Origin of the sequence: Bisbaumannia pacifica (genome assembly GCF_007989625.1) — a bacterium.
In the GTDB taxonomy this organism is placed as follows: domain Bacteria; phylum Pseudomonadota; class Gammaproteobacteria; order Pseudomonadales; family Halomonadaceae; genus Bisbaumannia; species Bisbaumannia pacifica.
Genome location: NZ_BJUK01000015.1, coordinates 21,221 through 36,170, shown reverse-complemented (window position 1 = coordinate 36,170; position 14,950 = coordinate 21,221). Strand labels below are relative to the sequence as shown.

At 68.9% G+C, this 14,950-nt stretch carries 11 protein-coding genes; 3 read left to right on the top strand and 8 right to left on the bottom strand.

The annotated features are described in order from the left end of the window. Window positions 1–20: 20 nt before the first annotated feature. Entirely contained in the window at window positions 21–2,147 is a 2,127-nt protein-coding gene (locus HPA02_RS08295) for a TonB-dependent receptor domain-containing protein (RefSeq protein WP_146802709.1), read from the bottom strand. Between the two features lie 202 nt (window positions 2,148–2,349). Between HPA02_RS08295 and HPA02_RS08290 the strand changes: the two genes are divergently transcribed. Further along, the gene (locus HPA02_RS08290) at window positions 2,350–4,254 is read left to right on the top strand and encodes an SLC13 family permease (protein WP_146802708.1); all 1,905 of its coding nucleotides are present in this window, start codon (window positions 2,350–2,352) and stop codon (window positions 4,252–4,254) included. Window positions 4,255–4,270: 16 nt separating this feature from the next. Here the strand turns inward: HPA02_RS08290 and HPA02_RS08285 are convergent, their stop codons facing one another. From HPA02_RS08285 to HPA02_RS08270, 4 genes are read right to left on the bottom strand one after another with little or no spacing between them, the layout of a single operon-like run. Continuing rightward, entirely contained in the window at window positions 4,271–5,050 is a 780-nt protein-coding gene (locus HPA02_RS08285) for an ABC transporter permease (RefSeq protein WP_146802707.1), read from the bottom strand. Then, window positions 5,043–5,765, bottom strand: a complete 723-nt coding sequence (locus HPA02_RS08280; protein WP_244945893.1) for an ABC transporter permease — start codon at window positions 5,763–5,765, stop codon at window positions 5,043–5,045. Before HPA02_RS08280 ends, HPA02_RS08285 begins: the two co-directional genes overlap by 8 nt. Before the next feature lie 43 nt (window positions 5,766–5,808). Further along, window positions 5,809–6,585, bottom strand: a complete 777-nt coding sequence (locus HPA02_RS08275) for a transporter substrate-binding domain-containing protein (protein ID WP_146802706.1) — start codon at window positions 6,583–6,585, stop codon at window positions 5,809–5,811. Window positions 6,586–6,596: 11 nt separating this feature from the next. Further along, window positions 6,597–7,403 (bottom strand): ATP-binding cassette domain-containing protein, encoded by an 807-nt coding sequence (locus HPA02_RS08270; RefSeq protein WP_371832422.1) that lies wholly within the window; start codon window positions 7,401–7,403, stop codon window positions 6,597–6,599. A gap of 106 nt (window positions 7,404–7,509) precedes the next feature. On the opposite strand from HPA02_RS08270, the gene HPA02_RS08265 reads away from it, so the two are divergent. Then, window positions 7,510–8,385 carry a dimethylarginine dimethylaminohydrolase family protein gene (locus tag HPA02_RS08265; RefSeq protein WP_146802705.1) on the top strand — a complete coding sequence of 292 codons (876 nt, stop codon included), beginning with the start codon at window positions 7,510–7,512 and terminating at the stop codon, window positions 8,383–8,385. A 7-nt stretch (window positions 8,386–8,392) separates the two neighbouring features. Then, a complete protein-coding gene (locus HPA02_RS08260) occupies window positions 8,393–9,016 on the top strand; it encodes a TetR family transcriptional regulator C-terminal domain-containing protein (protein ID WP_146802704.1) in 624 nt (207 codons plus the stop codon). Window positions 9,017–9,076: 60 nt separating this feature from the next. Here HPA02_RS08260 and HPA02_RS08255 read toward each other — a convergent pair whose 3' ends face one another. The 3 genes from HPA02_RS08255 to betB form a co-directional block, all read right to left on the bottom strand. Next, the gene (locus HPA02_RS08255) at window positions 9,077–11,527 is read right to left on the bottom strand and encodes an acyl-CoA dehydrogenase (RefSeq protein WP_146802703.1); all 2,451 of its coding nucleotides are present in this window, start codon (window positions 11,525–11,527) and stop codon (window positions 9,077–9,079) included. 154 nt (window positions 11,528–11,681) lie between these two features. After that, window positions 11,682–13,385, bottom strand: a complete 1,704-nt coding sequence (betA, locus tag HPA02_RS08250; RefSeq protein WP_146802702.1) for a choline dehydrogenase — start codon at window positions 13,383–13,385, stop codon at window positions 11,682–11,684. 90 nt (window positions 13,386–13,475) lie between these two features. Beyond that, a complete protein-coding gene (gene betB, locus HPA02_RS08245) occupies window positions 13,476–14,945 on the bottom strand; it encodes a betaine-aldehyde dehydrogenase (protein WP_146802701.1) in 1,470 nt (489 codons plus the stop codon). Window positions 14,946–14,950: the final 5 nt, after the last annotated feature.

Genomic DNA, 14,950 nt, shown 5'->3' with positions numbered 1-14,950 from the left:
CGTAAGCCAGCGCGGCGCGATCAGAACTCGAAGCGGGCGGAGAGCCAGAGGCGGCGGCCTTCCTCGCTATTGGCGTAGACGTTGCCGTAGCTGTTGCCGTTGTCGTAGGCACGGTAGTCGACGAAGTCCTGGTCCAGCAGGTTGTAGACGGTGGCGCTCAGGGTCACGTTATCCGCCACCGCGTAGCTGCCACCGAGGTGGAAGAGGCTATAGGCCTTGAAGTCGCCCAGGTCGTCGTAGGAGGGGGCGCCGCGCACCCGCGAACGGTTGCGATAGCGCTCGCTGCGGTACTCGGCGGCGAGCCAGGTGCTCAGGCGCTCGCTGGCCTGCCAGCGCAGGGTGGCGTTGACGGCGTGCTCCGGGGTGTCGGTGAGCGGGTCGCCGGCGTTCTCGCCGCTCTTCTGCTCGCTGTCGGTAAAGGTGTAGTTGGCGCTCAGGTGCCAGGCCGGGGCCAGTTGCAGGCGTGCGGAGAGCTCCACCCCCTGGGTCTCCGCCTCGTCGATATTGACCTGCTGGGCATAGGTGCCATCGGGAATCGAGGGATGGCCGCTGACCACGATATCCTCGCCGTCGGCGATCTTGTCGTCGAAGCGGTTATGGAAGAGGGTGGCGCTGGCCATGAAACCGGCCTGGTTATCGAAGTGGATACCCACTTCGCTGCTGGTGCTGGTCTCTGGCTGCAGGTCGGGGTTGCCGATGGTCAGGATGGTGCCCTGGCCGGTGACGCCATTGACGCCGTCGTGCAGGTCGTTGAGGGAGGGGGTGCGATAGCCGCGGCTGATCCCGCCTTTGAGGGTCCACTGGTCGCTGGCGTTCCATACCAGGTAGCCGCGCGGGCTGAACTGGCTGCCGAAGGCGTCGTGATGGTCGTAGCGCCCGCCCAGGGTCAGTGCCAGGTCGTCGCGCAGCAGCCACTCGTCCTCGGCGAACAGCGCCCAGGTGGTCTGCGCGAAGGTCTCGGTGGCCAGGCCATCGGTCAGTTCCGAATCCATCCACTGCCCGCCAAACGTGGCCATATGGTCACCCAGCGGCATCACGAACTTGCTGTCGAGCACGGTATTGGTGGTCTCGAGCGTGCGGGGCGAGCCGATGGTCAGTTGCGGCAGGGCCGGCAGGGGCTGGCCGAAGTCGCCGCCATTCCTGTCGCCGGGAATGGTGCGCCCGAGGGTCTCGGTGGTATTGCGCATCAGGCTCGATTCCAGGGTACCGGCGGAGAAGCGCCCGGTATGGCCGATGGCGAGCTGCTCGCGCTCGAAACGCAGCTCGTCCGAGTAACCGCCGATGCGTCCCTGGGGGTCGTCCAGGGTGCCCAACTGGCCCTCGTCGTTGTTGTAGCGCTGGCGACCGATCTCGCCGTCTAGCCAGAGGTCGTGATCGTCACTGGCGGCCAGGGTCAGGCGCGCGCCCAGGTGGTAGTTGCGCCCCTCGACCGGGCTGGGGCCGCGCTGGCTGACGTCGATGGGCTCGCCATTGGCGTCTTGGTAGGTCAGGTGCGAGGCCTCCCGGTCGTAGAGGCGGCCGCGCAGTTGCAGGCCGAGACGATCCTCGATCAGGGGGCCACTGGCATAGAGGCTCAGGGCGCGGCTGTCGCCGAAGTCGTCGTCCTCGTTGAGGGTGTTCTCCACCTCCAGGGAGCCGTTCCACTCCCGATCGACCCGGCGGGTGATGATATTGATCACCCCGCCCATGGCGTCGGAGCCGTAGAGGGTCGACATGGGCCCGCGGATCACCTCGATACGCTCGATGCTGGAGATCGGCGGGAAGAAGCTGGTGCTGGTCTCGCCGAAGCCGTTGGGGGTGACGCTGCCGGCGGCATTCTGGCGGCGGCCGTCGATCAGGATCAGGGTGTAGTCGCTGGGCATGCCGCGAATGCTGATATTGCGGCCGCCGGTCTTGCCCACCTGGCCACCCACGTCGACCCCCTCCACGTTGCGCAGGGCATCCGCCAGGCTGGTGATGCGTTGCTCCTGCAGCGCTTCCCGGGTGATCACCGAGATACTGGCCGGGGCGTCGCGCAGGGTCTGCTCGAAACCGGCGGCGGTGACCACGATATTGTCGAGGCGGGCGGAGTCGTCGGCGAGGGCGGGCAGGCCGGCGGAGGCCAGGGCGATGGCGAGGGGGAGCCGGGAGCGGGTCGCGAGAGGCATGAGGATAGTATGTTCCCTGAATGATATCGATTATCGAATGCGGTGGTGATTCTAAAGCGATAAGTTCCCGGCGCGCAGTGGGAGAGGCGACAACGAGCCGTTGCGAAAGGCGCAACGGTCGGGGTGAACGTTGGCGTGACCGGCTGGCGGCGTAGGGTGGAAGCCTGCCATGCTGGACCTTTAACGACAGGGAGGCCTGGCCGTGTCCGATGCCGTGCTGATCTATGGGGTACTGGGGCTGACCCTGGCGGGCTTCGTCTGGGGGCGCTTCCGCTATGACCTGGTGGCGCTGATGGCGCTGCTGGGGTCGGTGCTCCTGGGGCTGGTGCCCAGTGAGGCGGCCTTCCTCGGCTTCGGTCACCCGGCGGTGATCACGGTGGCGGCGGTGCTGGTGCTGAGCAAGGGCTTCGAGCGCTCGGGGCTGGTGGATATCATCGCCGAGCAGGCGTTGCGGGTCGGCGAACGCCTGCTCCTGCAGCTGCTGGTGCTGACCGGCACCGTGCTGTTGCTCTCGGCGGTGATGAACAACGTGGGCGCCCTGGCGCTGATGCTGCCGGTGGCCATGCGCCTGGCCCGGGCCCATGACACCTCGCCTTCGCTGCTGCTGATGCCGCTGGCCTTCGGCTCCCTGCTGGGGGGCCTGATGACGCTGATCGGCACGCCCCCCAATATCATCGTCGCCAGCTACCGGGGCACGCTGACCGGGGAAAACTTCGGCCTGTTCGACTTCACCCCGGTGGGGGTGGCGGTAGCCCTGGCGGGGCTCGTCTTTATCGTCTTGCTGGGCTGGCGCCTGACGCCCCAACGCCAGGGTCAGGCCAGCGCCGACGAGCTCTTCGATACCGCCAACTACCTGGTGGAGCTGCGCCTGACCGAGGAGGCCAAGGCCTGCGGCTGGACCCTCAGCGAGTTGCAGCAGGAACTCGATGAGCCGGTGCCGGTGATCGGGGTGATCCGCGACGACAAGCGTCGTCCCGGCCACGCCTTCCTGGGCGCCCTACGCGCCGGCGATATCCTGCTGGTGGAGGGTGGCCCCGAGGAGATCAAGCTGCTGGAAGACAGGGCCGGGCTGCGCCTGGGCGCCGAGCCGGAAGCCGTGGAAGAGGAAGAAGACGCCGGGGACGAGACGGCCGAGCCGCGGGAGAGGGCGGCAGGCGACGCGGATAGGCAGAAGCGCGAGGGCGCGGAGAAGAAAAAGGAAAAGGAAGAGGAGGAAGCAAAGGAGGAGACGCCCCGGGCCCCCTCCACCGAGGGGCTGCAGCTGGTGGAGGCGGTGGTGCGCAACGACTCGATGATGGTCAACCGCACCGTCAGCCAACTGCGTCTGCATCATCAGCATGGCCTGCATCTGGTGGCGGTAGCCCGGGACGGGGCGCGCCTCAAGAAGCGCCTGCGGGAGGTGCGCTTTCGCTCCGGCGATGTGCTGCTGCTGCAGGGCGATGAGGCGGGCCTGGCCGAGGCCCTGGGTACCCTGGGCTGCCTGCCCCTGGCCAGCCGCAACCTGACCCTGGGCCAACCGCGGCTGCTGCTGGTGTCGCTGGGCATCTTCGCCCTGGCCATCGCCGCCATGCTGTTGGACCTGCTGCCGGCGGCGGTGGCCTTGTCTTGTGCGGCGCTGCTCTCGTTGCTGGTGGGGGTCCTGCCGCTGCGCGATGCCTACCAGGCCGTGGATGGCCCGGTGATCGTGCTGCTCGGCGCCATGATTCCGGTGGGTCAGGCGCTGGAGAGCAGCGGCGGGGCGGCGCTGATCGCCGAGACGTTGCTGAGCCTGGGGGCCGAGTGGCCGGTGGTGGTGACCCTGGTGGGGCTCTTCGCGCTCTCCATGCTGCTCTCCAACGTGATCAACAACGCCGCCGCGGCGCTGTTGATGGCGCCCATCGCGGCGAGCCTCGCCGAGGGCTTCGGGGCCTCGGTGGACCCCTTCCTGATGGTGGTGGCGGTGAGCGCCTCCTGTGCCTTCCTGACGCCGATCGGCCACCAGTCCAACACCCTGGTGATGGGGCCCGGGGGCTACCGCTTCGGCGACTACTGGCGCCTGGGGCTGCCGCTCTCGCTGCTGGTGCTGGTGGTGGCGATTCCGATGATTCTGTGGGTCTGGCCGCTGTAATGCCGGGGCTTGGGGCCTAGGGTTCGCCGCTGTGCCGCGACCAGCGCCGCTCGAGGGCGCCGAAGGCGAGGGTGATCAGTCCGGCCAGCACCAGGTAGATCAGGGCCATGAGCAGCAGGGGTTCGTAGACCATCAGGGTTTCCTGGCGAATGCGCCCGAAGACCGCATAGGCATCGACGGCGGCGATGGTGGCCACCAGCGGCGTGGCCTTGAGCTGGATGATCAGCTCGCCGTTGAGGGTCGGCAGCACCCGCTGCACGGCGCGCGGCAGCCAGATGCGGCGCAGGATGGTGAAGGGATGCATGCCCAGCGAACGGGCGGCCTCGAGCTCGCCCTTGGGGACCCCGGCGAAGGCGCCGCGCATCACCTCGCCCTCATAGCCGGCGAAGGAGATCGTCAGGGCCAGGAAGGCATAGGGCCAGGGGTCGGTGAGGTAGGGCCACAGCCAGCTCTGACGGACCCCGGGCAGGTAGGGGAACAGCGAGCCGAGGCCGTAGTAGAGCAGCCAGACCTGCAGCAGCAGCGGGGTGCCGCGGATCAGGGTGCAGAAGCCGCGCGCCAGCCAGGCGAGCGGCCGGGGGCCCCTGACCTGCACCAGCCCGAGGGGGATCGCCAGCAGGAATCCCGCCACGCTGGTGGTGACCAACAGGGTCAGGGTCAGCCACAGCCCGCCGAGGATCGCCTCGCGGTACTCCGGCAGCCAGTCCCAGCGCAGGGTGGTGGCGAGCAGGGCGATGCCGCCGACGGCGGCGGCGATCAGGGCGAGACGGTGGGGCGGCAGACGACGCTCAGTCATGGTGCATCCCCCGGGTGGCGCGGCGCTCCAGGCCCTTGAAGGCGAGGTTGGAGATCAGCGAGACGATGAGGTAGAGCACGCCGGCGGCGCACAGGAACAGCAGGTAGTGCTTGGTGGCGCCGGCCGCCTGGCGTGCCGCCAGGGTCAGCTCCGTGAACCCGACCACGGCCAGCAGGGCGGTGTCCTTGGTGGCGATCAGCCACAGGTTGGAGAGCCCCGGCAGTGCCCCCGGCAGCATGGCCGGCAGGGTGATGCGCCGGAAGACGGTGAGGGGCGTCATGCCCAGGGAGTGTGCCGCCTCGAGCTGGCCGACGGGGACGGCGCGGATGGCCCCGCGCATCACCTCGGTGGCATAAGCGCCCTGTACCAGGGCGATCACCGCCACGCCCGAGGCGAAGGGCCCGATATCGACCCGACCCAGGCCGAGCGTCGCCAGCAGCTGGTTGATCGCCTCGGGGACGGCGAAGTAGAGCAGCAGGATCAGTACCAGCTCGGGGACGGCCCGGGTGATAGTGGTGTAGCAGGTCAGCAGGTCGCGGATGACGGGGCCGCCGGAGAGCTTGCCGGCGGCGCCGGCCATGCCGATGACCAGCCCCAGCAGGTAGCCGGCCCCGGCCACCTGCAACGACAGCCAGAGCCCGTTCAGCAGGGCGCCTCCCCAGCCGGGGGGCGCCAGGGCGAGCAGTTCCATGACACTCATGTCGCGGTAGTTCACGGCTGGCGTCGTCCTCTGTGGTGCATCGCTGCCTCGTCGGCGGTCACTCGACGGGGGCGCCGTAGATATCGAAGTCGAAGTAGCGCTCGGTGATGGCGGCGTAGGTGCCGTCGGCACGCACCTCGGCGATGGCGGCGTTGAGCGCCTCGCGCAGGGCCTCGTCCTCCTGGCGCAGGCCGAAGCCGATGCCCTCGCCGAGGGTGGCGTCGTCGTGGGCCACCTCCCCCTTCAGTTCGCAGCACATCTGGCCTTCGCGGCTGGCCAGGAAGTCCTCGAGGACCAACCGATCGGCCAGGGTGGCGTCGATGCGCCCGGCGAACAGGTCCTGATGGGCCTCGTCCTGAGTCTGGTATTCGCGAACGGTGGCCTCGGGGAAGTGCTCGAGGACATAGGCCTGGTGGATGGACGCGGACTGGACGCCGATCGTCCTGCCGGCCACGCCCTCCGCGGTCGGCGCCAGGTCGATGCCCTGGGCGCCGACCAGCACGGCCGGGGTCTGGTAGTACTTGTCGGAGAAGGCGATGGTCTGCCGGCGCCGCTCGGTGATGCTCAGCGAGGCGGCGATGATATCGATCCTGTCGGCGGTCAGCTCCGGAATCAGGCCATCCCAGGCGGTGGTGACGATCTCGCACTCCAGCTCGGCCGCGGCGCAGATCGCCCGGGTGATGTCGACCTCCCAGCCGTGGGGCGCGCCGGTGGCGTCCGGGGTGGCGAAGGGCGGGTAGGGCTCGGTGGCGAAGCCGACGCGGGTGATATCCGCCTGGGCCAGGGGCGCGAGGCAGGCGGTGGTCAGGGTGGCCAGCAGCAGGTGTCGTTTCATTGTCATTCTCCTCAGGTCAGGGCAGCCGTGCCCAGGAAGCGCGTGAGCCGTTCGGTGCGGGTCGAGCCGAATACCTGGTCCGGCGGCCCCTCGGCGGCGATCTCCCCCTGGTCGAGGAAGATCACCCGGTTCGCCACGTCGGCGGCGAACTGCATCTCGTGGGTGACGATCAGCATGGTGCGTCCCTCCTCGGCGAGGTCGCGTATCACCGCCAGCACCTCGCCGACCAGTTCCGGGTCGAGGGCGGAGGTGGGCTCGTCGAAGAGCAGCACCTCGGGGGACATGGCCAGGGCGCGGGCGATGGCCCCGCGCTGTTGCTGGCCGCCGGAGAGCGTGGCGGGGTAGGCATCGCGCAGGTGGTGGAGCCCGACCCGCTCGAGCAGCCGCCGGGCTTCCGCGCGGGCCGCGTCACGGGAGCGCCCCAATACCTGGACCGGCGCCTCCATGACGTTGGCCTCCAGGGTCAGGTGCGGCCACAGGTTGAAGCCCTGGAAGACCATGCCCAGGCGGGCGCGCAGGCGCCGCAGCTGGCGGCGGTCGGCGGGTTCCCGCTGGCCGCCCCGCTCGCGGAAGGGCAGGGGTTCGCCGAGCAGGCGCAGCGTGCCGGCGCTGGGGGTCTCGAGCAGGTTGAGGCAGCGCAGCAGGGTCGACTTGCCCGAGCCGCTGCTGCCGATCAGCGAGATCACATCGCCGCGATGGGCCGACAGGCTGATGCCCTTGAGCACTTCCGTCTGGCCGAAGGACTTGCGCAGGTCGCGGATCTCGATGATGGCATCATCGTCTGCTGCGGTGTGCGGTGCGGCGTGCAAGGTGGTCACCCCCGGTCCGGCCTTTTTTTATGCAGTTGCATAAACTATGCATCCGTATAAGATTCGAGTCAACGCACCCTTAACACCACCTCTCACACCACGACGGAGCCCTGCTATGTCCCGTTACGGATGCCAGTCCATGGCCGCCCCCATGACCCGCGTGCTGATGCGCCGCCCCGGCGAGAGCCTGCGCCGGGCCGACCCCGCCGAGTGGCACTATAACGACTACTTCGATGCCGAGAAGGCCATCGCCCAGTACGACGCCTTCGTCGAACTGGTGGCGGCCTCCGGGACCGAGATCGTATGGCTCGAAGACACCGGCGATGGCCTGTCCGACGCCATGTTCACCCGCGATGCCTCCCTGATCACTCGGGCGGGGGCGGTGCTGCTGCGGATGGGCAAGCCGCTGCGTGCCGGGGAGCCCGAGCTGCATGGGCGTGCCTACGAGGCCGCCGGCATCCCGGTGCTGGGGCGGCTGAGCGGCGACGCCCGGATCGAGGGCGGCGATACCCTCTGGCTCGATGAGCACACCCTGGTGGTGGGGATGGGGTTCCGCTCCAACCGGGAGGGGGTTCGCCAGCTCAACGAACTGCTCAATCCCCAGGGCATCGAGGTGCTGGGGTTCGACCTGCCGGTCTGGGGAGGCGAGGCCGCCTGCCTGCACCTGATGTCGGTGATCTCGCCGCTGGCCGAGGACGTCTACCTGGTACACTCACGGCTTATCCCGGCGGCGCTGTGGAGCCTGATGAAGGAGCGCGGCATCACCCTGATCGAGGCCCCCGAGGCCGAGTTCCACGACTCCCTGGGACTCAACCTCAATGTCATGCCGCTCTCCCCCGGCGACTGCCTGATGATCGACGGCTTCCCGGGGACGCGCACGGTCATGGAGCGCCATGGCATCCGGGTGCGGACCTTCGCCGGTGACGCCCTGTGCATGGCCTGCGAAGGCGGCCCGACCTGTCTGACCAACCCGATCCTGCGCGAGGCCTGAGTGACCAATGGCGACCCGGCGTGACAGCAATGACCGCGAGAATGCCCTGATCGATGCGACCCTCACCTGCATCGCCAGGGAGGGCATCTCCGCGGCCACGGTGCGCAAGATCGCCGACTATGCCGGGGTCACCAATGGCCTGATCCGTTTCTACTTCAAGAGCAAGGACGGCATCATCCAGGCCGCCTATCGGCGCTTCCTAGAACGCCTCTTCGAGGCGGCGCACGGTGCCATCGAGGCGCGGCGCGAGCTCACGCCGCAGGAGCGGCTGCGCCACTACCTGCTGGCCAACCTGTCGCCGCCCATCGTCACCCCGGAAAGCGTCCTGCTATGGGCCAACTTCCTGCCCCTGGCGCATCAGGACGCGGCGATGGCCGAGATCCGCGAGCTGTGGTACGAGCGCACGACCCACGCCTTCCGGGAGCTGATCCACGAGGCCCTGCGGGCCCAGGGCCGACAGCCCGACGAGGTCGAGCTGCGTCGCCTCGCCGTGGCCGTCAACGGCCTGATCGATGGGCTGTGGATCGAGGGGGCGCTCTCGGCGGAGCGCCTGGAGAGCCGCGAGCTCCAGGCCATCGGCCTGGATGCCGCCTCGCGGCTGCTCGGCCTGGCCCTCGACGAGCCGGCGTGAGGCGTCCATAAAAAAACGCCCCGGCCGATGGCCGGGGCGAAGGGGTACCTCGGGGGCGGATCAGGCGGCGTTGTGCCAGATCACCTTGTCCTGTTGCTGGGCGAAGGCCTCGAAGGGGAAGTCATCCACCGTCAGCATCTCCAGCACCTCGGCCTCGAAGCGGGCCATGAAGGTCGCTTCCTCTGCGTCGATCAGGCCGGCCTCCCGGGCCGCGGCGATGCGCTGCTCCGGGTGCAGGGCGGTGGCCGGCAGCTCGCCCTTGGCGTAGGCCTTGTTGAGCTTGCGGTAGAGCGGCTCGGCGCGGTCGTACTCGGCCAGCAGGGCGTTGTAGCGGGCCAGGGGGTTGTCCCGCTGGCCGTCCGCTTGCTGGTCCCAGGTGTGCGCCAGCATCTGGCGGCGCAGGGCGCTGTCCCGGGAGATCGCCTGGGCGATGGTGCGAGCCAGGTCGTCGTGGGGCCGCTTGAAGCGCTTGCCGCGGGGCATCACGATCAGCCGCAGGGTGCGACCCAGGGCGCGATTCGGCAGGTTGTCGAAGAGCTCGTCGAAGGCCTGCTCGGCGCGGTTCAGCAGGTACTGGCAGCTGTAGTGGAGCAGGGCGGCCTCGCCCTCGACCCGCTCGCCCTCGTGCCACTGCTTGAGCACCATGGAGGCGAGGTAGAGGTTGGAGAGCACGTCACCGAGGCGCGCCGAGAGCATCTCGCGCTGCTTGAGGCTGGCGCCGAGGCTGGCCATGGCGGCATCGGCACACAGGCTGAAGCCGGCGGAGAGGCGCGCCACTTCCTGGGCATAACGCTTGGCCTCGCCATCGAAGGGCACCGCCGGTTTGCCGAGGCCGAAGGCCTGGGTGAAGGCGCGGGCGGCATTGCCGAAGATCAGGCCGGCATGGCCGAAGAAGGCCGTGTCGAAGGCGTTCAGGTCGTCGGCGTCCTTGGCAGCCAGCTCCTCCAGCACATAGGGATGGCAGCGGATCGCCCCCTGACCGAAGATCATCAGGTTGCGGGTCATGATATTGGCACCTTCCACGGTGATCGCCACCGGGTTGGCGCTGTAGCCGATGCCCAGGTAGTTACGCGGCCCGAGGGTCACCGCCTTGCCGCCGTGGATATCCATGGCGTCGCCGAGGATCTGGCGCTGGAACTCGGTGAGCTGGCTCTTGAGGATCGCCGAGGGCACCGCGGGTTTCTCGCCGGCGTCGATGGTGTTGGCGGTCTGCAGCACCGCCGCCTGGGCGATATAGGAGAGGGCCGCCATGCGCGCCAGGGGCTCCTGGATACCCTCCATCTCGGCCACCGGGACATTGAACTGGCGACGCACCCGGGCGAAGCCGCCGCTCCAGCCCAGGGCGTAGCGGGAGGTGCCGGTGGCGCCGGAGGGCAGGGTGATGCAGCGGCCCACCGAGAGACATTCCACCAGCATACGCCAGCCCTGACCGGCCATCTCCGGGCCGCCGATAATGGTGTCCAGGGGCACGAAGACGTCCTTGCCCTTGATCGGCCCGTTCATAAAGGGGCTGCCGATGGGGTGATGGCGGCGGCCGATCTCCATGCCGGCGGTGTCGCGGGGGATCAGCGCGCAGGTGATGCCCAGGTCTTCCTCGCCGCCGAGCAGGCGCTCCGGGTCGAACATGCGAAAGGCCAGGCCGACCACGGTGGCGATGGGCGCCAGGGTGATCCAGCGCTTCTCGAAGTTGAGGCGCAGGCCCAGGACTTCCTCGCCGTCCACCATCTGCTTGCAGACGATGCCGGTATCGGGCAGGGAGGTGGCGTCCGAGCCGGCCCGCGGGCCGGTGAGGCCGAAGCAGGGGATCTCGCGGCCATCGGCGAGTCGCGGAAGGTAGTGATCCTTCTGCTGCTGGGTGCCGTACTTGAGCAAGAGTTCGCCGGGGCCGAGGGAGTTGGGCACGCCCACGGTGACCATCAGGGTCTCGTTGACCGAGAGCTTCTGCAGTACCAGGGATTGGGCCTTGGCGGAGAAGCCCAGGCCGCCGTACTCCTTGGGAATGATCATGCCGAAGAAGCGCTCTTGCTTCAGGTAGTCCCACAGCTCTTGGGGCAGGTCGGCGCGCTCGCGGGTGATCTCCCAGGCGTTGGTCATGCCGGCGGCGACGCTGCACTGCTGGTCGAGGAAGGCCTGCTCCTCGGCGCTGATGCCCTCGTTGCGGCGCGCCAGCAAGGCCGACCAGTCGGGCTTGCCGGAGAACAGCTCGCCATCCCAGGCCACGGTGCCCGCCTCCAGGGCGGTGCGCTCGGTCTCGGAGACCTTGGGTGAGACCTTCTTGAACAGGGCGAAGAGCCGCGGGCTGAGCCAGCGGCGGCGCAGCGCCGGCAGGCCGGCCAGCGCCACCCCGGCGGCGCCGATCAGCAGCAGCCCCCCCAGCAGCGGGCTACCCAGGGCCAGGGCGGCCAGGCCCACCACGGCGAGCACCGCCAGGGCGGGCAGGGCGCCGGCCTCGCGGCGCATCACCGCGACCAGGCCCCCCAGGGCGAGCAGGATCAGGATCAGTTGGGTCATCACAGACCTCCCTATACGGTTCGGACGGCAAGAGTTTCGAACGGTTGTTTGAATTTCTCAAGCCTAGTCGATTTCCCGCCGGGCCGCCAGGGGGCGCGAGCCATAAAAAAACCCCGCCGGGAGGGGCGGGGTCGAAGGGCTGAGGAAACTGGCCTCAGCGATGGGCTTCTTCGAGGCGGCGTTGCGGTTCCTGCTGGGCCGGGGCGCCCTTGGCCACGTAGTAGGGGGCATCGCTCTTGGGCAGCGGGTCGCGGCCGCGGATCTTGTCGGCGATCTTCTCCGCCAGCATGATCGTCGGGGCGTTGAGGTTGCCGGTGGGGATCACCGGGAACAGCGAGGCGTCCACCACCCGCAGCCCCTCCAGGCCATGGACCTGGCCGGCGCCGTTGACCACGGCGTCGTCCCCCTCGCCCATGCGGCAACTGCCGCAGGGGTGGTAGGCGGTCTCGGCATGTTCGCGGACGAAGGCGTCCAGCTCGGCGTCGCTCTGGACGTCCGGGCCCGGGGAGATCTCGCGGCCGCGGTAGGGATCCATGGCCGGCTGGGCGATGATCTCGCGGGTCAGGCGAATGGCGTCGCGGAACTCCTGCCAGTCTTTCTCGGTGGACATGTAGTTGAAGAGGATGCTCGGCGCCGCCTTGGGATCCCGGGAGGTGAGGCGCACCCGGCCGCGGCTCTCGGAGCGCATGGAGCCCACATGGGCCTGGAAGCCGTGGGCCTGGACGGCGCTCTTGCCGTTGTAGCTGATGGCGATGGGCAGGAAGTGGTACTGCAGGTTGGGCCACTCCTCGGCGTCATCGGTGCGGATAAAGCCCGCCGCCTCGAACTGGTTGCTGGCGCCGATGCCGGTACCCAGGAACAGCCATTCGGCGCCGATCTTCGGCTGGTTGTACCATTTCAGCGCCGGGTAGAGGGAGATCGGCTGCGTGCACTCGTACTGGATATACATCTCCAGGTGATCCTGGAGATGGGCGCCGACGTTGTCGTTGACCAGTACCGGGGGGATGCCGAACTCGTCGAGGAGTGCCTTGGGGCCCACCCCGGAGCGTTGCAGGATCTGCGGCGAGGCGATGGCGCCGCCGCACAGCAGCACCTCGCGGCGCACCCGTACCCGCTGGGTCTGGCCCTTGCGCTCGTAGCGCACGCCCACGGCACGCTTGCCCTCGAACTCGATGATGTCGGTGGTGGCCCGGGTCTCGATGGTCAGGTTGGGACGCTGCTTGGCGGTGTCCAGGTAGCCCCGGGCGGTGGAGGCGCGGCGTCCCTGGGGGGTGACGAAGCGGTCCATGGGGCCGAAGCCCTCCTGCTGGTAGCCGTTGACGTCTTCGGTGGCCGGGTAGCCGGCCTGGACCCCGGCCTCGATAAAGGCGTGGTAGAGGGGGTTGTTGCCTTCCTTGGGGGTGGTCACGCTGACCGGGCCGTCGCCGCCGTGATAGTCGTTGGGGCCGATATCGCGGGTCTCCGCCTTGCGGAAGTAGGGCAGGCAGTCGGCGTAGGTCCAGTCCTCGAGGCCCGGACGCTTGGCCCAGTAGTCATAGTCCAGGGCGTTGCCGCGGATATAACACATGCCGTTGATCAGCGAGGAGCCGCCCAGGCCCTTGCCGCGACCGCACTCCATGCGCCGGCCGTCCATATGCGGCTCCGGGTCGGTCTCGAAGGCCCAGTTGTAGCGCTTGCCCTGCAGCGGGTAGGCCAGCGCCGCCGGCATCTGGGTACGGAAGTCGAAGCGGTAGTCGGGGCCGCCGGCCTCCAGCAGCAGCACCTGGACCTCGGGGTCCTCGGTGAGGCGGGTGGCCAGGACGTTACCGGCGGAGCCGGCGCCGATAATGACGTAATCGAATTCGCGGATCTGGGACATGGGGTCCTCCCAACAAGAAGACGGAGACAAGGCAGGGTGGGGGGCGAGAGGCCCCCGGCGCCGGGCATGAAGCGGGCCGGGGGCGAGGCCTTAGAAGACCGATTCGAAGGCGCCCATCTCCACCTGCACCGACTTGGTCTGGGTGTAGTGGGCGAGGGTCTCGATGCCGTTTTCGCGGCCGACCCCGGACTGCTTGTAGCCGCCCACCGGCATCTCGGCGGGAGACTCGCCCCAGGTGTTGATCCAGCAGATGCCGGCCTCCAGGCGATGAATGGCGCCGTGGGCGCGATTCAGGCTCTCGGTGAAGACGCCGGCGGCCAGGCCGTACTGGGTGTCGTTGGCGCGGCGAATCACCTCGTCCTCGTCGTCGAAGGCGAGGATCGCCATCACCGGGCCGAAGATCTCCTCGCGGACGATGCGCATCTCGTCGCGGCAGTCGGTGAACACCGTGGGCGCCGCCCATGCGCCCTGGCTGAAGTCAGCGCTGTCCCAGCGCTCGCCGCCGGCCAGCAGGCGGGCGCCTTCCTCCTTGCCCAGGGCGATATAGGAGAGCACCTTCTGCTGGTGCTCGAAGCTCACCAGGGGCCCGAAGTTGACCTCGGGGTCGCGGGGGTCGCCGGCCTTGATGCGCGCCACGCGCTCGGCGATCTTGGCCTCGAAGGCGTCCTTGACGCGGCGGTCGACGAAGACCCGGGTGCCGTTGGTGCAGACCTGCCCGCTGGAGTAGAAGTTGGCCATCATGGCGGCATCGGCGGCACGATCCAGGTCGGCGTCATGGAAGACGATCAGCGGTGACTTGCCGCCCAGCTCCATGGTCACGTCCTTGAGGGTCGAGCCCCCGGCGGCGGCCATCACCTTCTTGCCGGTGCCCACCTCGCCGGTGAAGGAGACCTTGGCGATGCCGGCGTGCTCGGTGAGCAGGGCGCCCACCCGACCGTCGCCCTGGATGACGTTGAAGACCCCGTCCGGCAGGCCCGCCTCGGTGAGGATCTCGGCCAGCTTGATGGCGGTCAGCGGGGTCACCTCGCTGGGCTTGAAGACCACGGCATTGCCGGCGGCCAGGGCCGGGGCGGCCTTCCAGCAGGCGATCTGGATGGGGTAGTTCCAGGCGCCGATGGCGCCGATCACCCCCAGCGGCTCGCGACGGGTGTAGACGAAGGAGGAGTCGCGCAGGGGGATCTGCGCGCCCTCGATGGCCGGGGCCAGGCCGGCGTAATATTCGAGGACGTCGGCACCGGTGACGATATCCACCGCGGCGGTCTCGCTTATCGGCTTGCCGGTGTTGAGGGTCTCGAGCAGGGCCAGCTCATCATTGCGCTCTCTCAAGAGCGCCACGGCGCGCAGCAGGATTCGACTGCGCTCCATGCCGGTCATGGCGGCCCACACCCGCTGGCCGGCCTGGGCGGCGGCCACGGCGCGATCCACGTCGTCGGTGGAGGCCTGCTGCACGCGGGCCAGCTCGCTGCCATCGTAGGGATTGACGGCGGCGAAGGTCTCGCCGGAGGTGGCGTCGACGGCCCGGCCGTCGATATAGAGCTGCTGAGTCGGAAGCGCGGTCATGGGGA